Source organism: Allobosea sp. P4_E12 (assembly GCF_056401655.1).
The window spans coordinates 81711-101848 of sequence record NZ_JBFUIY010000005.1 but is presented as its reverse complement, the minus strand read 5'-3'; the positions used below and the strand labels follow the sequence as shown (position 1 = coordinate 101848).

Genomic DNA, 20138 nt, shown 5'->3' with positions numbered 1-20138 from the left:
CAGCCGCTCAATGAGCATGCCGAAAGGCGGCGAAGCGCGAGAGGAAAGCCCGCAATCGTTCGTTCGACTGTTCATCGAAGACGGCCTTCGGCGGCGCGTCGATCGCGATCAGTCCCTGGTCGGTGAACACCACGCGGTCGGCGACTTCCCTGGCGAAGGCCATTTCATGGGTGACGAGGATCATCGTCCGGCCCTCCGCGGCCAGTTCCTGGACGACCTCCAGCACCTCGCCGACAAGCTCGGGATCGAGCGCGGAGGTTATCTCGTCGAGCAGCAGGACCTTCGGCTCGATCGCAACCGCTCGCGCGATACCGACCCGCTGCTGCTGCCCACCGGACAATTGCGAGGGCAGCGCGTCGAGCTTCTCGGAGAGGCCGACGCGCACGAGCCATTTCTCGGCAATCTGCCTTGCCTCGCCCTTGCTCTTGCCGCGCGACTTCATCAGCCCGAGCATGACGTTCTGGGCCGCCGTCAGATGCGGAAACAGGTTGAACTGCTGGAAGACCATTGCCGCATCGACCCGGATGCTGGCGAGTTCACGGTCACTGCGCCGACGGCGGCCGGCGCCGTCATCCCGATAGCCGACTTCCACTCCATCGATCCGGACCGAGCCGCCATCATATTCCTCGAGGAAGTTGATGCAGCGCAGCAAGGTCGTCTTGCCACTTCCGGATGGGCCGATGACGGCGATCACCTGTCCCTTGCCGACATCCAGATCGATGCCCTTCAGCACCTGGTGCGCGCCGAAGGACTTGGTCAGGCCCTTGATGCGGATCACCGGCTCGTCGGGCGTCTCGATCATGATCGTCCTTCCGCTCAGATGAAACGCTTTTCGAGACGCCGGCTCAGCGTCGAAAGCGGATAGTTGATGGCGAAATACATCAGCGCCCCCATCACATAGAGCGGCAACGCTACATGGGTGCGTCCAATCACCTGCTGCAGCGCGAGCATCAGGTCGACGATCCCCAGCAGGGAGACGAGCGAGGAGCCCTTCACCGTATCGACGACGCTGTTGACGAAGGGAGGCAGGAAGCGTCGGATCGCCTGCGGTGCAAGCACATGGACGAAGCGGTCGAGGAGGCCGAGCCCGATGGACTTCGCCGCTTCCGTCTGCCCTCTGGGGATGGACTGGAAGGCGCCGCGGGTGATTTCAATGACCTGGGCGGACTTGAAGGCGGTCAATGCCACAATCGCGGCGGTCAGGCTCGGCAGGTTCACCTTGATGGCCGGCAGCCCGTAATAGACGAAATAGAGCAACACCAGGATCGGTACGCCGCGCACGAAATCGGCATAGATCCGGATCGGAAACCGCGCCCAGAGCGGGCCGAAAGCGAGCACGCAACCGAGCGGGACACCGATCAACAGCGAGAGCGCGATCACGCCGGCCGAGACCAGGAGCGTGATGCGCAGGCCATCGAGCAGAAACGGAAGCGTCTGCAGGAACAACGTCATGGCCGCTCACCGCGTGATGGCATAGCGCCGCTCGGCCAGCCGCAACAGCAGCAGGATGGCGTAGCTGGTGACCAGATAGATCGGCGTCGCGAGCAGATAGACCTCGACCGTCCGGAAGGTCTGCGTCTCGATCCAGCGCATGCCGTAAGCCAGTTCAGGGACGGCGATCGCGGAGGCGATCGAGGTGTCCTTGAACAGCGAGACATAGGTGTTCGAGAGCGATGGCAGGGCGATGCGCAGCGCCGTCGGCAGCCGGACATGGACGAGCACGCCCGCTGGCGTAAGACCGATCGCCTTGCCAGCCTCGATCAGCCCTTTCGGCACGGCTTCGAAGCCGGCGCGCAGGACCTCGACCAGATAGGCGCCGGAATAGATCGCCAGCGTCACCACGAACGAGGTCGTGGCGTCATATTGCAGATCGATCGCGCTCGGCACGCCGTAGAAGACGAGATAGACGAGCAGCAGCAGCGGGACGTTGCGGATGAACTCGACATAGCCCCGGATGAACGGCCTGGCCCAGCGTGGCCCGTCCATTTCGACGAGCGCCAGAACCAGCCCGATCACCATGCCGATCGCGATCGTCGCGATCGCGAGTTCGATGCTGAGCAGGAGACCGTCGAACAGCTTCGCGGCGTAGCGCCAGACGATCGCGAAGTTGAAGTGGTAGTTCGTCATGCCGGGAGACGTCTCGTCACGGGCCGTGCAGGCGACTTCGCCGCCCTGCCGCGCGCCAGCGGCGAGCGCAGGGGTCGGCGAAGCGCGACCGCGAAAGCCGCCGTCAGAATTTCGGCAGCCCCGTCTCGCGGACTGGCGGCGTCAGACCAAAATAATCGCTGATCGCGACATCGAAAATCTCGTTCTGGTGGCCGTACATGGCGATCCCGAAGGTGGTGTCGACGAAGCGCACCCAGTCCGGATCGCCCTGGCGCATGGCCGCGCCGTACAGCATGGAGTTCCAGGACTTGCCGGCATCGGCATATTTATCGGGGTGGCGCTTCGCGAGCCACCAGACGGTCGAGAGATCGACGGCGGCGGCATCGGCACGCTTTGAATCGAGCGCAAGGACGACATTGGCCTGGCTGTCGAGCTGCATGACCGTCGCCTGCGGCAGGACCTTCTTCACCGACGCTTCGGCATCGACGTTCTGCAGGATGGAGACCCGTGCACCCGATCCTGCCTTGAGCAGGGCGTCGAAGCTCTTCTTGTCGCTGTCGGGGCGCGTCAGCAGGGCGATGCCCTCGACATAATAGGGTCGGGAGAACGCGACGAGCTGCGCCCGCGCCGGTGACATCGTCATGAACTGGATGACGATGTCGACCTTCCCGGTATTGATGTTGGGAATGCGTTGAGCCGCATCCTGCCTGACGAACTCGACCTTCTTGTCGTCGTCGAAGAGCCCCTTGGCGAGGATCCGCCCCATGGCGATGTCCATGCCGACGAGCTGTCCCTTCTCATCCTCGAAATGCCAGGGCGCATTGGTCGAGCCCGTGCCGACGATGAGCTTGCCCCGGTCGAGAACGGTGCGCAGCAGGCTGTTGGGAGCGGCTTGTGCCGCCGCCTGCCTGGCTGAACTGGACGCTGCCGCAAGTGCAAGGCCACCGACAAGGCCGGCCTTGAGCAGGTTTCGTTTGCTGTCGACGACGTCTGTCATAGCGGCACGCTCCCCTTATGCGAGGCGGTCGCCTCGTATGGACTTATTCTATAATTACAGAATAAGAAGCATAACTATGTTAGCCTAGTTTTGATCGACAGAGCCTGTCAAGCGACGTCCAGAGGCGCCGAGGGAAGCGGCGCAACGAGACGGGGAGCAGATTGCTGGGGCATCTCCAATGGTGTTCGGCCGCTGGATTGGACCCCGAGGCCAGACCTGCGAGTGGCGGCGTTCAACGCCGGGTTCGACACAACGAAGCCGCCGCAATCACCGCGCTGTGTCGTCGGGCCTCTTCTCCCGGACCAGCGCTTGATCGCTCGAGCCCGGAACGTCGCAGAAGCCGAGCCAGAGACGATCACCGCTAGGAAACGATCGCGACGGTCGCCGCATTGCTTGCGCGGACAAGGTCGTCCGGCGCCAGCTTGACCTGCAGGCCACGTAACCCTCCATTGACGAAGACATATGGCTCGGAGACGGCCGTGATCTCGACAAGGGTCCTCAGCTTGCGCTTCTGACCGAATGGGCTGACGCCGCCGACCTTATAGCCCGTCAGGCGCTCGGCATCGCTCGGCGCCAGCATACGCGCGCTCTTGCCTCCAACGGCCGCGGCCACCCTCTTCATGCTTGCCTCGCAGTCTGATGGGAGAACCAGACAAACGGGTATGTTGTCGACCTGCGCAATCAATGTCTTCAAGACCCGACCGGGTGGTTCACCCAGGGACTGGGCCGCCTGAAGACCGACGCGATCGCTATTGGGGTCGTATTCATAGGTTCGGAGTTCGAAGGAAACGCCGCCCGCTTTCAACACGGCCGTGGCAGGTGTGGATTGTCCCATAGCCCTCAAACCCTGGTGCTTTGGCCGCGATTGCGGCCCGCGCCGAAACGCCCCCTCCCTATAGAAATCCCGCGCCCCGAGAGACATCCCCATCTGCTGGGCCCATGAGGCACCAAGGGCTTCACTGGAGGCGGCCGTTTCGATGCGCGCGTCTGCTCCGCAGACCAGGACGAAGCCGCCCCCTTGGAAGCATCCGCGGCGAGCTTCGCGACAGCGTCACACCCTCTTGAAACCCCAACCGTCCAAACTAGTTTTCTGGGATCAGCCACGGAAGGAGAGATCCGATGACCGCGGTGACTGAACTCAAACCGGAAACGCACAGCGTCTGCATCACCTGCCATGAGGATTACCGGTATGCGCTTCTGCGCATCGGCCAGATCGAGGATGCGCAGCCCAATTCGGCGAAAGCCCTCGAATTGCAAGCTCTGAGGGCCGCGATCGTCGACTATGAGACGCGCAAGGCATTGCACGCGAAGGGACCAGAGGTGACGGCCGCGAGGTGACAGGCTCCGCAATCAGCTGAACATCGCCCACGCCGTCGAACACGTCCAACGACTGATCGGCTGCATCAAGGGTTCTGGCGGGGAGAGCGTGTTAACCGGCCTCGTCGTCACATTGGCCGCTCGCGAGGACCACGGTGCCGGGGGCACGTGGCGAGGCGGCTGTGAATACGTTGTAAGTTGATATCGAATGACGAACACAGATCAAAGAACGGGGGTGAGAGAATGCCGCAGAAGCCGACGCGCGAGTTTGCAGTGATCAAAGTGAAGCACGTTACAGTCAGCGCAGACACGACACTGGGCGCCGTAATCGCCTTGGAAGTCGATGGGAAGAACGAAATCTCCCTCTTCATGGTGCCAGAAGTTCTCGCCTCGCTGGAGGCCATGCTGGCCAAGGCCAGTCTCGAACAGGCGCGTCACCACCCAGTTCAGTAGGCCGCCGCACGCCCTCTCACCAGAATAAACCGGGACTGCAAGCATCGGAATTGAGCGAACCACCGCAACGAGTATTGCAAATAGAACGTTCGGCAGGTTAAATGAGACCTAGGCGCAATATTCTGATTTGGGAAAAGCCATGGCCAACGAAGATGAAAATTATATTGATCTGACGGCGATGGTTATTTCGGCCTACGTCGCACATAACAATGTCCCTCGCAGCGATCTCGTTGGCTTGATTGCGAGCACGTATTCAGCGTTCGCGCAGCTCGACGCCAAATCCGAAGCTGCGCCGCCACCGGTCGCGCTCGTACCGGCCGTTCCGATCAAGAAGTCGGTCACGCCGGACGCCATCATCTGCCTGGAAGACGGCAAATCGTTCAAATCCCTCAGGCGTCATCTGGGTACGGCCTACAATCTCACTCCTGAGCAATATCGCACCAAGTGGGGCTTGCCCTCAGACTATCCGATGGTCGCACCGAACTATTCCGAGGCCCGGGCCGCCCTTGCAAAGGCATCGGGCCTGGGTCGCAAGGCCAAGGTGGTCCCGGCCGCACCCGTCGTCGCGAAGCCACCGCGCGCCAAGCGCGGCCCGCGCTCAGGCTCCAGCGCCTGACCCGGCCGCGAAGCTGACGGCCGTTGGCGCCTGCCGTTTCGGCGCTTTCGGGACTGGATATTTCTGGATCACCGCAGCCATTTTGGAGCGCGGGCGATCCAGAAGTCCGCAATTGTCCCCCTGGTCGCTTGCACGCCGATGTTATTGCTTGTCGGCGCTGGATAGGTTGACGGCTGCCTCAACCGGCGTGGCGGTGTCGATGCTGACGATGACCGACATGCCGGGCGCCAGATCCTCGGTCAAAGGCTGGCCGTGATCGATCGCGATCCGCACCGGCAGCCGCTGCGCAATCTTGGTAAAATTGCCGGTCGCATTGTCGGCCTTCAGGATGCTGAACTCGGAGCCCGTGGCTGGCGAGAACTCCTGGACATGCCCGGTCAACGAGGCGTGATGCAGCGCATCGACCGTAAAGGTCACCGGCTGGCCGATCTTCATCCCGGAGAGCTGGTTTTCCTTGAAGTTCGCGATCACCCATTTCCTGGCCGGAACCAGCGACGCCAGTTGCGTGCCAACAGCAACATATTGCCCGAGCCGCACGCCGATCTCGCCCATCTTGCCGTCCTGCGGCGCCAGGATGCGGGTGTTCTGCAGATCGATCGCGGCCAATTGCACTGCTGCCTCGGCATTGCGCACGGCTGCCTCCAGCCCGGCGCGCCCGACGATGATGGACTGCCGATCCTGCCGGGCGACATCGAGGGCCGCTTCGGCCTGGCGTAGGCTGGCGCGGGCCTGGTCGAGCACCAGACTGGCCTGATCGGCCGCGCTCTGCGTCGAAATCCCCTTCTCGCGCAGGGCGAGGATGCGCCCGGCATTGGCTTCCGCGGTTTCGACCGCCGCCTGCGCACTGGCGATCTGGGCTTCTCCGGAGCGCAGGCGCGCTTCGGCAGCGCGCTGCGATTGATCGGCATTGGCGAGATTGGCCCGCTGGCCGGCAAGAGTGGCCTGCGCCTGCCGCACACGCTGCTCGTAGATCCGGTCGTCGATCTGCACGATGAGATCACCAGCCTTCACCGTTTCGAAGTCCTGAACCGCGACTTTCTTCACATAGCCCGCCAATTGCGGGCTGATGATCGTGACCTGGCCTTTGACATAGGCATTCTCCGTGCTCTCGACCGAGCTGGCGAAGGGCGGCAGCCGCCAGGCGTAAAGCACGAGCAGCACACCGCCTGCGGCGACCAGCAGCGCAATCAGGGTTCCAGGTGAGCGAATGGCTTTCGACATGATGGCTGGTTTCGGTTCAGAGGGCTTCGGCCGGGCGTAAGAAGAACTTGGCGCTGCGCAGTCTTGCGTAGAGCAGATGGATGATCAGTCCGCCGAGCGCGGCTCCTGCCAGGGCCGCGATGAGCAGGAATGCGTCGTTATAGGCGAGGATATTGGCTTCGCGGCTGGCCTGCTGGGCGAACAGGGCGACGCCCTCGGCATTCAGCAGCCGCCCGTCGGTGAGCAGCTTTCCATAGACTGCCGAAAGCTGCCTCACCCGCTCCGCCACCGCCGGGTCGGACAGCGAGAAATGTTCGACGAGAAGGCTGGAATGGAACTTCTCGCGGAGCGTGACGAAGCTGCCGAAGAAAGCCGAACCGATCAGGCCGCCCAGACTCTGCGTGAAGAGGAAAACCACGATGAAGCTGGTAATAAAGGCCGGCCCCTGCCGGAGCGCAGCCATGAGACCGGTCAGCATCGCCGGAGGCAGGAACAGCGCGCCGCCAAACGCGATCAGGGCCTGGCTCAGATACATGTTGTCCGGCCGCGTCAGATTGGTCGCCTGACTATCCATGGCGGCACCGGCGCAAATGCAGAGCAGCGCGACGCCATGCAGCAGCGGCACGCGCTCGGGCTTGAGAGTGGCGCCGCAAAGGAGCCCGCCGCACAGCGAAGCCAGCAGGATCACCACATATAGCCCCCTGCTCTGCTCATTGAGCAGGCCAAGATTCTGGAACAGGGCGAGTGCACCCGAAGTCTGCTCGGACAGCACGATGCGGAAGACCAGCAGCACCGTCGTGATATGGAGCATTTCCCGGCTCATCAGCCAGCGCACATTCAGCAGCGGCGTCTCCCGATTGATCTCAATTGCCACCGCAAGCCCGAGCGACAGGATGGCCAGGGCAAGGCACCAGCCGATCCAGGGTGCTTCCAGCCACCAGACCAGGCGGCCCATCACCAGGATGACCGCGAGCAGGCCAAAGCCGATCGCGATCAAGGGGTAGCTGATGAAATCCAGCCGCTGCAGGACCTTCGCATGGGGAATCGGCGTCAGCGGCAGATAGAAGATCACGGCAAGCGAAATCAGCGCGAGGCCGATCGTCATCGTGTAGAGGCCCTGCCATTGGCCGATATCGAGCAGCATCGGCGAGATCAGCCGCGCCAGCGTAGGGGTGATCGCGGAGCAGGTCAGCGTCAGGCTCAAGCCCCATGACATCTTCCTGGCCGGAGGAAAGGCCTCGAGCATGTAGAGGAAGCCGAGTGTCGATATCGGCGATGCCGCCATGCCAGCGAGGAAGCGGACCCCGATCGCCGAATGCAGATCATGCGCGATGAGATGCAGAAGCGACGCGGCGACGAAGATGCAGATGCCGAGCTCAGCGAAACGGCGCAGCCCGAACTGGGTCCGGACCTTGGTCAGGATCAGGGTCAGGCTGACATTCGGCGCCATATAGGCGGCGATCAGCCAATTGATCTCGAGCTGAGTCGCCCCAAACGCCCCCTGGATCTGATTGGTATTGGCAGCCACGAAGTTCATGCCGAGGCCCTGTGTGCCAATCAGAAGGGCGGCGGCCGCGACATAGGCCGCGGCAACGGCAAAGGGCTTTGCCGGCAGCAGAGCCGGGCTCTCAGGGCGGGAAGGCTCTTGGACGTTCGCAGATGAAGGATCTGCTTCGGGCCGCGCTTCCGTTTCGTTGGTCGTAGCCATGGCCATGAGCCTCAGGACTGAGGCTCCATATTGCGGATCATCTGCCGAAGCACGCGGATCGCGATCTCGAGTTCGGCAGGGTCGATCTCGCGCAATACCTCGCGGCCGATCTCGCCGGAGATCTCCTCGATCTCCTCGACCTGATGTTGGGCGGCTGGGGTCAGGCTGATCTGTTTCGCCCGCCGATCGCCGTCGATGGCGCTTCGCTCGATCAGGCCGTTCTTCTCCATCCCGTCGAGCAGGCGCACGACGGTCGGGCCCTCGACCTCCAGCAGACTGGCGAGTTCCGTCTGATTGATCGCCGGGCAACGCGAGAGATGAAGCAATGCGCGTGCACGCGACAAGGTCAGGCCGCGTTGGCGCACAAGGCGATCGAACAGGGTTCGCAATTTGCGGCCGGCCGTCGACAGCTCCGTCAGGAAGCTGCGCTCGAATCCAGGTTGGGCACCGTCCATAGAACGCATATATGTAGTATGCTATCTATTAGTCAAGCACCCAACCAAAGGCATTCGGACAAACCCAGGCGCAGGCCGACAATCCGTCGGGGATGCCCGAGGCTAGGAGCGCAGCGGTTTTCCTTGCCCAGCCGGTAGACTATTTCCGACACGGCTCTATAATTGTCGACAATAGGCAATAATTCGAACGCAAGGACGGAGCCGTCTGATGAAAACCTACAGGATTGCCGCCATTCCCGGCGACGGGATCGGCGCCGAGGTGATCGAGGCGGGTCTCGAAGTCCTGTCGCTCTGCGCCGCCCGGTCCGGCAGTTTCGCGTTCGACTTCACCCATTTCGATTGGGGTTCGGACTACTTCAAGCGCCATGGCCGGATGATGCCCGAAGACGGGCTCGACCGCATCCGCGATTGCGACGCGATCTATTTCGGTGCCGTCGGCGCGCCCGATGTGCCCGATCATGTCACCCTATGGGGCCTGAGGCTCGCCATCTGTCAGCCCTTCGACCAATACGCGAATGTGCGCCCGACGCGCATCCTGCCGGGCATCGAGCCGCCCCTGCGCGGGGTGGCTCCGGATGATCTCGACTGGGTGATCGTGCGCGAGAATTCGGAGGGCGAATATGCCGGCCAGGGCGGGCGCTCGCATCGCGGGCAACCCGAGGAGATCGCGACCGAGGTCTCGATCTTCACCCGCGGCGGGGTCACGCGCATCATGCGCTTCGCCTTCGAAATGGCGCGCTCTCGTCCCCGCAAACTCTTGACCGTCGTCACCAAGTCGAACGCACAGCGCCACGGCATGGTGATGTGGGATGAGATCGCCGCCGAAGTGGCGCGCGAGTTTCCCGACGTGACCTGGGACAAGATGCTGGTCGACGCCATGACCATCCGCATGACACTGAAGCCGCGGAGCCTCGACACGATCGTCGCGACGAATCTTCATGCCGACATCCTGTCCGACCTCGCCGCAGCCCTCGCCGGCTCGATCGGCATTGCCCCCACCGCCAATCTCGACCCCGAGCGCCGCTTTCCCTCGATGTTCGAGCCGATCCACGGCTCCGCCTTCGACATCACCGGCAAGGGCATTGCCAATCCGATCGCCAGCTTCTGGTCCGCCGTGATGATGCTCGACCATCTCGGCGAGGCGGACGCAGCCGCGCGGCTGATGCGCGCAATCGAGCGCGTCACGGCTGACCGGGCAAACCACACGCCGGATCTCGGCGGCGCGGCGACCACGCGCTCGGTGACCGATGCAGTGCTGGAGGCGCTCCGCGGCGACAATCTCGCTCACGCCGCCAGCTGACCGGCGCCCTGCGGATAGCGGCATCGTCGCGACCCGCCCGGCGGTTCAGGCGGCGACGCGGACTGTCGCCAGTCGGCTCGCAAGTTCGACGGCGCTCTGGAGCGCGCCGGGCGAGGCCACTCCCTGGCCGACAATGTCGAATGCTGTGCCATGCGCTGGCGTCGTGAAGACGACATCGAGCCCCGCCGTCACCGTGACGCCGCGATTGAAGCCCCTGAGCTTCGTCGCGATCTGGCCCTGGTCGTGATACATGGCCACAACGCTGTCGAATTCGCCGGCGAAGGCACGAATATAGACCGTATCGGCCGGATAGGGCCCGGTGCAGCTGATGCCTCCAGCCGCGATCCGCTCCACGGTCGGCCGGATTAGCTCGATCTCGTCGCGGCCGAACAGGCCGTTCTCGCCGGCGTGAGGATTGAGTGCGGCCACCGCGATGCGCGGGCTGACGATCCCGGCGCGCTTCATCATCCGGTCGACGAGTTCGACCGCATCGGTGATCGCGCGCGCATCGATCAGGTCGAGGGCTTCGCGCAGCGAGACATGCGACGTCACCCGCGACATCCACTGGCCGTCGAGCACGTTCATTTCCGAGAAATAGCCGTGATGCCTGAGCAGATGCGCGAACAACTTGTGCTCGTCGGGAAAGCGCCAGCCACCTGCGAACATCGCGGCCTTGTTCAGCGGCGCGAAGGTGATCGCATCGAGCTCCCCGGCCTGCGCCATGCTGATCGCACGGGCCAGCGTCTCGCCTGTGATCCGGCCGGATTCCGCCGATATCTGCCCGCGCCCGAGTTGAGCCGGATCGGCATTGCCGAGATCGACGAGCGGGATCTCGGGAGCATCCCAGTCGATCTCGTCGCGTTCAGTCACGCCGGTCCAACGGAGCTGAACACCGGCATCGCGCGCGCCCTGCTCCAGCACGCGACGATCACCAATCGCAACGAGCCGGACATGCTCGCGATAGCGGCCTGYGGCGAGAACCTTGGCCGCGATCTCGGGACCGATGCCGGTCGCGTCTCCGAAGAGGAAGCCGAGGCGAGGCTTATCCTGCATGGCGGCCATGACGTCCCTCAGATTCAAGATGCTTATTGTCGACAATATGATATTCATCGCATGGGATCCGATGAGGAGCAATGCCGATGATGCTGGAACGATCAGAACCCGGGGCGAACCTGCCGCCACTCCTGCCGCATAGCACCGTGCTGATGGCAGGATTCGAGCGGCGTAAACTGCGCACCCGCGGTGCCGAAATCGAGGTGGCCATAGCCGGAAGCGGGCCGCCCTTGCTGCTGATCCACGGCAACCCGCTCAATCTGTCGAGCTGGCACAAGATTGCGCCATCGCTGGCTCAGAGCTTCACGGTGGTCGCGACCGACCTGCGCGGGTATGGCGACAGCTCCAAGCCCGACGGCGGAGAGGATCATGCCGGCTACAGTTTCCGCGCGATGGGCGAGGACAATTTCGACGTGATGGACGCGCTCGGATTCGACCGTTTCGCAGTCGCCGGGCACGACCGGGGCGCGCGCGTCGCCTTCCGCATGGCTCTCGACCAGCCGGACCGCGTCACCGCGCTGGCCGCTCTCGACATCGTGCCGACCCATCATGTCCTGACCAATGTCAGCCTCGGCTGGGGGCTTGAATCCTACCACTGGTTCTTCATGGCGCAGAAAGCGCCGTTTCCCGAGCGGCTGATCTGCGCCGATCTCGACTATTACATCCGCTACAAGCTCAACAAGAAGGGTGTCGGGCTCGAGATCTTCACGCCCGAGGCGCTGGCTGACTACGCACGCTGCACGACCCCGGAGCAGATTCACGCCGTCTGCGAAGATTATCGCGCCACCGTGACCCTCGACCTTGCCATGGACACGGCGGATTACGGCAAGCGCAAGATCGCCTGCCCCGTCCTCGTCCTGTGGGGCTCGAACAGCCATTGCGGCCGGCATTTCAAGCCGCTCGAAGCCTGGCAGGAATGGGCGGACGGCGTGCGCGGCTGGGCCATTCCGACCGGGCACTATCCGGCCGAGCACCGACCCGACCTCGTCTACGCCGCCTTCCATGACTTCTTCTCGGGACGTGAGCCCGTGCCCTATGCCGAAGCCGCCTGATGCCGGCGCTCGATCCGCAGGAAGCGAAGCGGAGGCTGCACGCACCCGGGGAGATCGCCTGTCTCGATTTGCGCGAACAGGGTCAGTACGGCGAAGGCCACCCCTTCCTCGCCGTGCCCTGCCCCTATAGCCGGCTGGAGGCGCTGGTCGGGGTACTCGTGCCCCGCCGCGACGTGCCGGTCGTGCTGGTCGACGAGGGCGATGGGGTGTCCGAGCGCGCCGCAACGCGGCTCACCGCGATGGGTTACAGCCGTATCGACTGGATCGCGGGCGGCGCCCCGGCCTGGGCGGCGGCCGGATACACCCTGTTCAAGGGCGTGAACCTGCCGAGCAAGACGCTGGGCGAGCTGGTCGAGGAGCATTGGCACGTGCCTGCGATCGGTCCCGACACTCTCGACGCCTGGCAGGAGCAGGGCCGCCCGCTGCACCTCCTCGACGGTCGCTCAGCCGGCGAATACACGAAGATGACGATCCCGGGCTCGCGCTCCTTTCCGAACGGAGAGGCGGCGCATCGCTGGGACGCACTCGCCCCGGGGGAAGCCCCCGTCATCATCAACTGCGCCGGGCGGACGCGCAGCATCATCGGCACCGCGGGCTTGGCGCTGATGCAGCCGGGCGCAGTGGTGCTTGCCCTGGAAAACGGGACGCAGGGCTGGGCGCTCTCGGGCCGTGCGCTCGCGTATGACTCTGCCGCCGGTCCTTTGCCGCAGATCGACCGCGCGGCAAGCCGCCTGCGGGCCGATGCCTTCATGCGCACGCATGCTATTTCGCGGATCGACCGCCTCAAAGCCGAAGACCTCGCCGGAGAGCCCGGCCGCACGACCTATCTTCTCGACATGCGCGATCCGGCCGAGCACGCGGCCACGCCGCATGCCGCGGCGGCCTCAGCGCCAGGAGGCCAGCTCATTCAGGCCACGGACCACTGGATCGGCGTCCGCCGAGCGCGCATCATCCTGGCCGACGATACCGGGTTGCGCGCGGCGCTCGCTGCGTTCTGGCTGCGCCAACTCGGCTACGAAACCTATGTGCTTCCCGATATCGAGTCCTGGCCGGCCGACTGGCGCCTGCCGGTATCCGAACCGCCTCCCGACCTTGTCGCACCACCTGCAATCAGCGCCGATGAGGCGATCGAGCGCGCGCAAGCCGGAGACCTGCTGCTCGACCTGCGCGGCTCGCTTGCCTATCGCGCCGGCCATCTGCCGGGCGCCGCCTGGTCGATCCGGCCGCGCCTGCCGGCCGTGGCGGGCCGGCATGTGCTGCTTGCGGGAGACGAGACAGCAACCGCGCTCGCCAGCCGCGACCTCGCGGAATGCGGCGCGACATCGGTTCGCCGGGTCACAGGCGACGCAAGCGATTGGCGCGCGGAGGGGCTTGCCCTCGACAGCTCGCCCGACGCCCCCGCGGACGCCGACGCCATCGACTTTCTGTTCTTCGTGCACGACCGGCACGACGGCAATCTCGATGCCGCGCGGCGCTATCTTGCCTGGGAGCTCGGGCTGGTCGCCCAGCTCGACGCAGACGAACGCGGCGAATATCGGCTCGACACGCTCGACCTCAGAGCCTGATGCAACATTTCGGCATCGGGCTCAGGATCATCGGAGCGGAACGCGTATCCGGCCCGCTGATCTAACCGATCGCCCTGGTGATCGCCTCGGTCATGCCACGGGTCCCGGTGGTGCCGCGGATGTCGCGCGTGCGCGTCTCGGGCCCCGAGAGCGCGGAGCGGATCGCCGCTTCCATCGTGCGTGCGGCCTCCACCGCCTGCGGCAGGGATCGGACCCGGCCGAGATGCTCGATCAGCATCCGCGTCGACTCGATCATTGCATAGGGATTGGCTACGCCCTTGCCGGCAATGTCGGGCGCCGAACCATGCGTCGCCTGCGCCATGGCGAGGCCGCCCTCGCCGATGCACAGGCCGGGCGCCATGCCGAGCCCGCCGACCAGCCCCGCGGCTTCATCGGTCAGGATGTCGCCGAACATGTTCGTCGTCACCACAGTGTCGAAGCTCTGCGGATCGCGCACCAGGCGCATTGCGAAGGTATCGACGATCACCTCGTCGATCGTGACATCGGGATAATCCTTCGCCGCCTCGTAGCAGCTCTCCACGAACATGCCGCAGCCGAGCTTGAACACCGTGTTCTTGTGCACGAGCGTCAGGCGCTTGCGCCGCGACCGGGCGATGTCGAGCGCGGCACGGGCGACCTTGCGGCTGCCCCTGCGCGAGATGACGCGCACCGAGATTGTCAGGTCGTCATTGGGCCGGAACTCGCCCGAGCCCATCACGACATTGCGGTCCGGCTGGAAGCCCTCGTTGTTCTCGCGCACGATGACGAGGTCGACATCGTCATAGATGCAGCCGATGTCGGGGTAGGATCGCGTCGGGCGGACATTGGCGAACAGGTCGAAATGCTTGCGCAGGATCGGATGCGGATTGATCGCGCCCGGCCCCTTTGGATAGGCCTGATGACCGATCGGCCCGAGGATGAAGCCGTCGAAGGTGGCGAGCGTCTCCAGCGTGCCATCCGGCAGCGTCGTGCCGTGGCTATCGAGCGCGGCGCGGCCGATAGGCATGGGCCGCCAGTCGATGGCGAGCCCGTGCCGGGCGGCCGCTGCGCGCGTCACCTCGACCGCAGCCGGGACGATCTCGTGGCCGATATCGTCCCCGTTGAGGACGCCGATGGTGAGCTTCGCCATGGTCAGAGCCTCAAGGGCGCCATCAGGCGCTCGATCGAGGGCAGAGTGTCCAGGTCGCGCACCATGGCGATCACGTCCTCGATCCGTTCCCGGCCGAGACTGGCGAAGCCCGCGGTCTCGCGGAACTTGTCCGAGACCTCCTCGTAGCTCATCGGGTTGGCCGGACTTCCCTTGCCGAAATCGGCCCGGCCCGAGATGGTCCGGCCATCTTTCAGCGTAATGGCGATGAGGGTCGTCATCTTGTCGTAACCGGCGGCCTCAGCCTCATCGTCCACCACGAAATCGACCCGCTCGATCATTGCCTTGACGTCGGCGCGGTTCACCACCGCGTCGGTGAATTCCGCAAGGCCGGCCTTACCCTCGATCAGGAGGATCGCCATGCAGAACTCCATCGAGAACTTGGCCTGGAGCTCGTTGGTCGGCCGATGGTGGATCAGCGCGTTGGGCATGTTGTGGTTGGTGCCGACGCGGACCCGCTCCACCGCGTCCGCGGTGATCCGGTTCTCGCGGATGAGACGCAGCATCTCGGTCATACCCGGATGGGTCAGCGAGCCTGAAGGATGCGGCTTGATCGAGATGCCGGGCGCCGCAAAGGTCCAGGGCGCCCCGAGCTGGTTCAGGATGGCGCCCTCGTCATAGCCGCCGCCGGCAGCCCGGAAGAAGCCGCGCGGCGCCTCCAGGATCTTGTCCGTGGCGCTCCAGCCATATTCGGCGAACTGAGCCGCCGCGACGCCGCTCTCCGACGAGCGCCCGGCATGGAAGGGCTTGGTCATCGTGCCGAAATTCTCGCGCAGTCCGGCCGACTGACTGCCGGCGATCGACAGCGCGCGCAGGGTCTGGTCGAGGTCGAGCCCCATCAGCCTGGCGCTGGCCGCCGCAGCCGCGAAGGTGCCGCAGGTGGCCGTGGCGTGGAAACCGGTCTGGTAATGTCGCGGGTTGATCGCCTCGGCGATCTTGCACTCCACCTCGACGCCAAGATGGTAGGCGAGCATCACATCGCGCCCGCTGGCACCCTTCGCCTCGCCCATGGCAAGCGCCGCCGGCAGCGCAGGTGCGGTCGGATGGGTGAGGAGCCCGTAGACCCGGTCCTTGGCCACGGCAAGCTGGGTATCGTCATAGTCGTCGGCGTGAATGCCGACGCCGTTGGCGAAGGCCGCGAAGCGCGGCGCGACCTTCAGCCGCGAGCCGATGACCGTGGCCGGTCCGCTCGCCAGGTTCAGATCGGCGAGATGGCGGCGCACATAGTTGCCGCTATGGGCGACCGAGCCCGACAACGCCAGCCCGAGCCCGTCGAGGATCGATTTCTTGCCGAGTGCGACGACATCGCCGGGCAGATCCGCCGGCGACGCATCGCAGATGAAGGACGCCACATAGCGCGTCAGACCGTTATCCGCGGGCGAAAGGTTATCGGGCGTCTTCATGGCGTCCTCCAGGCTAGCCATCAGCCTCTAATTGTCTTTTGCCGATTGTCAACAGTTTAAGATCCAATGGCGTTGCCCGGCTCCGACTGATAGATTGGGCCAATCACACGGAACCCAGTGCATGAGCCTCGATATCGATTCCGCCCTGCAGCTTCGCCGCAACCAGTCCCTGACCTCGATCATCCGCCACGAGTTGGAGCAGATGATCGAACGGGGCGAACTGAGTGCCGGCGAGCGCCTCAACGAGAACGCGCTCGCCGCCAGGCTGGGTGTCAGCCGGGGGCCGATCCGCGAGGCATGCCGGGGACTCGAGCAGAGCGGGCTGGTGAACGTCGTGGTCAACCGTGGCGTGTTCATCCGCGCGCTCGACGGGCGCGAGGCGGCCGAGCTCTACGAAATACGGGCGGCGCTCTACGGTTTGGCAGGCAGGTTGCTGGCGCCCATCGTCACGGACGAGCAGGTGGCCATCCTCTCCGGCTATGTCGCGGAGATGGACGCCGCGATGGCAGCCGGCGACCTCAACAGCTTCTATCCCGGCAATCTGCGCTTCCACGAAGCCATCGTCGAATTCGGCGGCAATGGCCGCCTCGCAGCCGAATGCGCCGCCATCCACCGCGAGATGCACCTCCTGCGCCGCCGCACCCTCGATATGCCCGGCCGGATGACGACCTCGAATGACGAGCACCGCGCGATCCTCGAACGGATCGCGGCACGCGACCCCGCCGGTGCCGAGGCTGCACTGGAGGAGCATGTCCTGATCAGTCGCACCGCCTTGTTCGGCCCGCTCGGCCATTACCCGGACGCCTGATCAGCCGCGGACCGGCGCGACCTTCGCGCCGCCCAGGAGCGGCAGGCGGTTGGCGAGGAACACGACCGCGAACGAGACGATCAGCAGCATGATCCCGAGCACCGAGATCGCGCCGAGATCGCCGGATTCGTTGAGGTCGTAGATGATGACCGATACGAGCTTGGTGTCGGCGGTGGTCAGCAGGATCGTCGCCGAAAGCTCGCGGATCGTGCCGATGAACACGAAGCACCATGCCGCCACGACGTTTGAGCGCAACAACGGCGCGGTGATGGTGCGCAGGGTCGTCATCCGCGTCGCGCCGAGGATGCGCCCCGCCTCCTCGAGCTCGACATGCACGCTCTTGAAGGCGGACGAGAGTTGCTGGTAGCCCGCAGGCATCTCGATGGTCAGGAAAGCGATCAGCAGGATCCAGAGCGTGCCGTAGAGCGGCAATATCGGGCTGGAATAGCTGAGGAAGAGGCCGACGCCGAGGACGATGCCGGGGATCGCGACCGGCGCGGTAGCGAGATAGCCGAGCAGCGGAGCCCCGCGCGAACTGCCGCGCGTGACGAGATAGGCCACGACGAGCGCGATCGCCGTGCCGATGGTCGCGGTGAGGAAGCCGAGCAGGAACGTGTTGCGCAGCGCAAGTTGTGTCGCCGAGAACTCGAAGAACACGAACCAGATATGGTGGAGCGTGAAGCTCTCGAAGGTCAGCGGCTCCGCCACCGTGCGGGTGAGCGCGGTCTTCACCAGCGCGGCATAGGGCATCAGCACCGTCAGCGACAGGATAAGGAAGGTGAAGCCGAGCGCCAGCCATTTCCAGCGCCCGAGCACCGTGATGCGCGCGCTGCCGCTCTTGCCGCCGACCGTGGTGTATCCGCGCCGGCCAAGGATGCGCCGCTGCGTCCAGAGCAGCAGGATGGTGACGAGGAGCAGCGGCAACGCCGCCGCCGCAGCGAGCCCGGGCTTGGGCGGGTACTGGAACAGGCTCCAGATCTTGGTGGTGATGACGTGGAAATTCGCCGGTAGGGCGAGGATGGCAGGCGAGCCGAACATGGTCAGCGCCTGCAGCACCGCGATCAGCGAGCCTGCGAGCATGGCCGGCAGGACGAGGGGCACCGTCACCTTGCGCAAGGTCGTCCACAGGCCACCGCCGAGGATGGCGGATGCCTCCTCGAGTTCGGTCGGAACGCGTTCGAGCGCGTTCGTCACCAAGGTGAAGACATAGGGAAACGTGTAGCACGCGATCGCGAAGACGAGGCCGGACAGGGTGTAGATGTCGACGAGGTACTCGTAGGGATCGAGGTCGAACAGCCAGCGATAGACGGCATTGATGATGCCGCTATTGGGCGCGGCCAGGATCTCCCAGGCGATGGCGCCGAGGAAGGGCGGGGTCACGAAGGAGGCCATGACGAGCCCGCGCACGAGCGTGCGACCCGGCATGTCGGTGCGGGCCACGATCCAGGCGAGTGGCGTCGCGATGGCGCAGGACAGCACACCGACGCTGAGCGCCATGGTGATCGCCACGATGAACGGCCGGCGCAGCGTCGCATCGCTGACCAGAGCCCTGAAATTCGCCAGGCTGAGGCTGCCGGACTGATCGGTCACGGCGTAGTAGCCGAGCCATGCGAGCGGCAGCACGACCAGCACCGAAAGGATAACCGTGAGCAGCACGAAGATCGGCCGCGACCAGTCGATGGTGACGTGGCGTATGGGAACTCCGGACACGATCCCGGTTATCGCTGTCATGAGGATCTCCGTGCGCCGCCAGCGCGCGACGCGCCGGCGCCGGGTGCAGCTCTCGTCAAAGGGCGATGCACGGCGCGGAAGATCCGCGCCGTGGGGTCCGCGCGGAACGGATCAGGTGCCGAAATACTCTTCGTATTTCTTCTTGATCATCTCGATATTCGGCTCGAGCTTCAGCGGGTCGGAATAGAGCAGCTTGATCTTGGAAAGCGGCGTACGCGTCTCCTTCTCCTTGACGCGCGGGTGGAACGAGCGAAGCCCGCCGGAATCGCTGTTGAGCTGTTGTGTCTCCTGGTCGAAGAGGAAGGAGTAGAACAGCTTCGCGGCATTGGGGTGCGGCGCGTTCTTCAGTATCCCGCCATGACCGATGGCGATCGGCGTGCCCTCGGTCGCATAGACGATCTCGACGGGAACGCCGGACTCCTTGAGCATGAACATGTTGTATTCGTTGCCGTCGGCTTCGATCGAACGTTCGCCCTGGGCGAGTTTCTTCGGCGGCTCTGTCGATGACTGGACCTGCATGATGCGCTGCTTGCCGAGCTTCTCGAAGAACTCCCAGCCGAGCGCCTGACTGAGGACGTCCGTGCCGGTCATCACCGTGCCGGAATAGCCGGGATGGGCCTTGACGATGCGGCCGCGCCATTTCGGATCGAGCAGGTCGGCATGGCTCTTGGGCGCATCCTCCGCCTTCACCTGCTTGCTGTTGTAACCGATGACCGAGAGATGCGCGCGATAGGCCGCATAATAGCCGTCGGCATCCTTGGCCTCCTTCGGCCAGTCCTTCGCGACCTCGGCCGGCACGGCCTGGGCCAGCCAGCCATTGCGCTTGAACAGGACGAAATGCACCGCGTCGGAGGTTTCGACGACGTCGGCATTATGGATGGAGCTGCCATATTCCTGGCTGAGGCGCTGGAACACCCGCTCGGAACCGGAACGCTCGACCTTCACCTTGATGCCGGGATATTTCGCCTCAAACGCATTGCCGACCTTTTCCGAGACCGCCACGTCGGTCGCGGTGTAGAAGGTGACCGTGCCTTCTTTCTTCGCCGCCTCGATAAGCTCCGGCGTGACCTGATAGGGGGCCGGAGCCTGCGCCAAAGCGGGCATGCTTCCGAGAGCGGTCGAGAGCAGAAGGCCGGCCACCACGGATCGTCTGTCGAACATTGGGCGTGTCATTCTCGTTCCTCCTCATTGTTATGATGTTGGCGAGATTGCTTTCGCGCCCCCGGT

General features: G+C 64.5%; 20 protein-coding genes. 7 read left to right on the top strand and 13 right to left on the bottom strand.

The genetic code is table 11. The features are described 5' to 3' along the window. Positions 1 to 7 precede the first annotated feature (7 nt). The 5 genes from AC1DW9_RS07780 to ybaK all read right to left on the bottom strand — a co-directional run bounded on the left by AC1DW9_RS07780 (position 8) and on the right by ybaK (position 3938). Complete coding sequence (locus AC1DW9_RS07780) at positions 8 to 802, bottom strand: amino acid ABC transporter ATP-binding protein (protein ID WP_441492139.1); 795 nt, start codon at positions 800 to 802, stop codon at positions 8 to 10. A 14-nt stretch (positions 803 to 816) separates the two neighbouring features. Next, positions 817 to 1452: an amino acid ABC transporter permease gene (locus AC1DW9_RS07775; protein WP_441492140.1), complete on the bottom strand. Its 636-nt coding sequence runs from the start codon at positions 1450 to 1452 to the stop codon at positions 817 to 819. Between the two features lie 6 nt (positions 1453 to 1458). Further along, entirely contained in the window at positions 1459 to 2127 is a 669-nt protein-coding gene (locus AC1DW9_RS07770; RefSeq protein WP_441492141.1) for an amino acid ABC transporter permease, read from the bottom strand. Positions 2128 to 2230: 103 nt separating this feature from the next. Continuing rightward, on the bottom strand, positions 2231 to 3103 hold the full coding sequence (locus AC1DW9_RS07765) for a transporter substrate-binding domain-containing protein (protein WP_441492142.1): 873 nt from the start codon (positions 3101 to 3103) through the stop codon (positions 2231 to 2233). Between the two features lie 361 nt (positions 3104 to 3464). Continuing rightward, positions 3465 to 3938: a Cys-tRNA(Pro) deacylase gene (ybaK, locus tag AC1DW9_RS07760; RefSeq protein ID WP_441504203.1), complete on the bottom strand. Its 474-nt coding sequence runs from the start codon at positions 3936 to 3938 to the stop codon at positions 3465 to 3467. Positions 3939 to 4222: 284 nt separating this feature from the next. Between ybaK and AC1DW9_RS07755 the strand changes: the two genes are divergently transcribed. From AC1DW9_RS07755 to AC1DW9_RS07745, 3 genes are all read left to right on the top strand, one after another. After that, positions 4223 to 4441: a hypothetical protein gene (locus AC1DW9_RS07755; RefSeq protein ID WP_441492144.1), complete on the top strand. Its 219-nt coding sequence runs from the start codon at positions 4223 to 4225 to the stop codon at positions 4439 to 4441. A 222-nt stretch (positions 4442 to 4663) separates the two neighbouring features. Continuing rightward, positions 4664 to 4873, top strand: a complete 210-nt coding sequence (locus AC1DW9_RS07750; protein ID WP_113516134.1) for a hypothetical protein — start codon at positions 4664 to 4666, stop codon at positions 4871 to 4873. Between the two features lie 139 nt (positions 4874 to 5012). Then, positions 5013 to 5489: a Ros/MucR family transcriptional regulator gene (locus AC1DW9_RS07745; RefSeq protein ID WP_441492145.1), complete on the top strand. Its 477-nt coding sequence runs from the start codon at positions 5013 to 5015 to the stop codon at positions 5487 to 5489. A gap of 141 nt (positions 5490 to 5630) precedes the next feature. Here the strand turns inward: AC1DW9_RS07745 and AC1DW9_RS07740 are convergent, their stop codons facing one another. Genes AC1DW9_RS07740 through AC1DW9_RS07730 form a run of 3 tightly spaced genes read right to left on the bottom strand, consistent with a single transcriptional unit; the run spans position 5631 to position 8852 of the window. Continuing rightward, positions 5631 to 6710 carry an HlyD family secretion protein gene (locus AC1DW9_RS07740; protein ID WP_441504202.1) on the bottom strand — a complete coding sequence of 360 codons (1080 nt, stop codon included), beginning with the start codon at positions 6708 to 6710 and terminating at the stop codon, positions 5631 to 5633. A 16-nt stretch (positions 6711 to 6726) separates the two neighbouring features. After that, the gene (locus tag AC1DW9_RS07735; protein ID WP_476768813.1) at positions 6727 to 8397 is read right to left on the bottom strand and encodes an MFS transporter; all 1671 of its coding nucleotides are present in this window, start codon (positions 8395 to 8397) and stop codon (positions 6727 to 6729) included. A gap of 11 nt (positions 8398 to 8408) precedes the next feature. After that, the gene (locus AC1DW9_RS07730; protein ID WP_476768823.1) at positions 8409 to 8852 is read right to left on the bottom strand and encodes a MarR family winged helix-turn-helix transcriptional regulator; all 444 of its coding nucleotides are present in this window, start codon (positions 8850 to 8852) and stop codon (positions 8409 to 8411) included. A 208-nt stretch (positions 8853 to 9060) separates the two neighbouring features. On the opposite strand from AC1DW9_RS07730, the gene AC1DW9_RS07725 reads away from it, so the two are divergent. Beyond that, positions 9061 to 10152, top strand: a complete 1092-nt coding sequence (locus tag AC1DW9_RS07725; protein WP_476775279.1) for a tartrate dehydrogenase — start codon at positions 9061 to 9063, stop codon at positions 10150 to 10152. Between the two features lie 45 nt (positions 10153 to 10197). Here the strand turns inward: AC1DW9_RS07725 and AC1DW9_RS07720 are convergent, their stop codons facing one another. Further along, positions 10198 to 11205: a PdxA family dehydrogenase gene (locus AC1DW9_RS07720; RefSeq protein WP_476855062.1), complete on the bottom strand. Its 1008-nt coding sequence runs from the start codon at positions 11203 to 11205 to the stop codon at positions 10198 to 10200. 86 nt (positions 11206 to 11291) lie between these two features. Between AC1DW9_RS07720 and AC1DW9_RS07715 the strand changes: the two genes are divergently transcribed. After that, the gene (locus AC1DW9_RS07715; RefSeq protein WP_476768811.1) at positions 11292 to 12257 is read left to right on the top strand and encodes an alpha/beta fold hydrolase; all 966 of its coding nucleotides are present in this window, start codon (positions 11292 to 11294) and stop codon (positions 12255 to 12257) included. Further along, the gene (locus AC1DW9_RS07710; protein ID WP_476768810.1) at positions 12257 to 13822 is read left to right on the top strand and encodes a rhodanese-like domain-containing protein; all 1566 of its coding nucleotides are present in this window, start codon (positions 12257 to 12259) and stop codon (positions 13820 to 13822) included. Before AC1DW9_RS07715 ends, AC1DW9_RS07710 begins: the two co-directional genes overlap by 1 nt. Positions 13823 to 13883: 61 nt before the next feature. Here AC1DW9_RS07710 and AC1DW9_RS07705 read toward each other — a convergent pair whose 3' ends face one another. Both AC1DW9_RS07705 and AC1DW9_RS07700 read right to left on the bottom strand, forming a co-directional pair. After that, on the bottom strand, positions 13884 to 14951 hold the full coding sequence (locus AC1DW9_RS07705) for an isocitrate/isopropylmalate dehydrogenase family protein (RefSeq protein ID WP_441505604.1): 1068 nt from the start codon (positions 14949 to 14951) through the stop codon (positions 13884 to 13886). Between the two features lie 2 nt (positions 14952 to 14953). Then, on the bottom strand, positions 14954 to 16372 hold the full coding sequence (locus AC1DW9_RS07700; protein ID WP_476768809.1) for an MmgE/PrpD family protein: 1419 nt from the start codon (positions 16370 to 16372) through the stop codon (positions 14954 to 14956). Positions 16373 to 16493: 121 nt separating this feature from the next. Here AC1DW9_RS07700 and AC1DW9_RS07695 point away from each other — a divergent pair, with 121 nt between their 5' ends. After that, positions 16494 to 17180, top strand: coding sequence for an FCD domain-containing protein (locus tag AC1DW9_RS07695; RefSeq protein ID WP_441505606.1), 687 nt, complete (start codon positions 16494 to 16496; stop codon positions 17178 to 17180). Here AC1DW9_RS07695 and AC1DW9_RS07690 read toward each other — a convergent pair whose 3' ends face one another. Next, a complete protein-coding gene (locus AC1DW9_RS07690; RefSeq protein ID WP_476775277.1) occupies positions 17181 to 18911 on the bottom strand; it encodes an ABC transporter permease in 1731 nt (576 codons plus the stop codon). A 111-nt stretch (positions 18912 to 19022) separates the two neighbouring features. Then, complete coding sequence (locus tag AC1DW9_RS07685; protein WP_441492157.1) at positions 19023 to 20084, bottom strand: ABC transporter substrate-binding protein; 1062 nt, start codon at positions 20082 to 20084, stop codon at positions 19023 to 19025. Positions 20085 to 20138 lie beyond the last annotated feature (54 nt).

Coding starts and splice junctions, on each gene's coding strand:
- AC1DW9_RS07725 (WP_476775279.1), top strand. CDS start 9,061: ATGAAAACCTACAGGATTGCCGCCATTCCCGGCGACGGGATCGGCGCC.
- AC1DW9_RS07705 (WP_441505604.1), bottom strand. CDS start 14,951: ATGGCGAAGCTCACCATCGGCGTCCTCAACGGGGACGATATCGGCCAC.
- AC1DW9_RS07690 (WP_476775277.1), bottom strand. CDS start 18,911: ATGACAGCGATAACCGGGATCGTGTCCGGAGTTCCCATACGCCACGTC.
- AC1DW9_RS07755 (WP_441492144.1), top strand. CDS start 4,223: ATGACCGCGGTGACTGAACTCAAACCGGAAACGCACAGCGTCTGCATC.
- AC1DW9_RS07740 (WP_441504202.1), bottom strand. CDS start 6,710: ATGTCGAAAGCCATTCGCTCACCTGGAACCCTGATTGCGCTGCTGGTC.
- AC1DW9_RS07775 (WP_441492140.1), bottom strand. CDS start 1,452: ATGACGTTGTTCCTGCAGACGCTTCCGTTTCTGCTCGATGGCCTGCGC.
- AC1DW9_RS07710 (WP_476768810.1), top strand. CDS start 12,257: ATGCCGGCGCTCGATCCGCAGGAAGCGAAGCGGAGGCTGCACGCACCC.
- ybaK (WP_441504203.1), bottom strand. CDS start 3,938: ATGGGACAATCCACACCTGCCACGGCCGTGTTGAAAGCGGGCGGCGTT.
- AC1DW9_RS07770 (WP_441492141.1), bottom strand. CDS start 2,127: ATGACGAACTACCACTTCAACTTCGCGATCGTCTGGCGCTACGCCGCG.
- AC1DW9_RS07750 (WP_113516134.1), top strand. CDS start 4,664: ATGCCGCAGAAGCCGACGCGCGAGTTTGCAGTGATCAAAGTGAAGCAC.
- AC1DW9_RS07695 (WP_441505606.1), top strand. CDS start 16,494: ATGAGCCTCGATATCGATTCCGCCCTGCAGCTTCGCCGCAACCAGTCC.
- AC1DW9_RS07780 (WP_441492139.1), bottom strand. CDS start 802: ATGATCGAGACGCCCGACGAGCCGGTGATCCGCATCAAGGGCCTGACC.
- AC1DW9_RS07700 (WP_476768809.1), bottom strand. CDS start 16,372: ATGAAGACGCCCGATAACCTTTCGCCCGCGGATAACGGTCTGACGCGC.
- AC1DW9_RS07735 (WP_476768813.1), bottom strand. CDS start 8,397: ATGGCTACGACCAACGAAACGGAAGCGCGGCCCGAAGCAGATCCTTCA.
- AC1DW9_RS07745 (WP_441492145.1), top strand. CDS start 5,013: ATGGCCAACGAAGATGAAAATTATATTGATCTGACGGCGATGGTTATT.
- AC1DW9_RS07730 (WP_476768823.1), bottom strand. CDS start 8,852: ATGGACGGTGCCCAACCTGGATTCGAGCGCAGCTTCCTGACGGAGCTG.
- AC1DW9_RS07715 (WP_476768811.1), top strand. CDS start 11,292: ATGATGCTGGAACGATCAGAACCCGGGGCGAACCTGCCGCCACTCCTG.
- AC1DW9_RS07765 (WP_441492142.1), bottom strand. CDS start 3,103: ATGACAGACGTCGTCGACAGCAAACGAAACCTGCTCAAGGCCGGCCTT.
- AC1DW9_RS07685 (WP_441492157.1), bottom strand. CDS start 20,084: ATGACACGCCCAATGTTCGACAGACGATCCGTGGTGGCCGGCCTTCTG.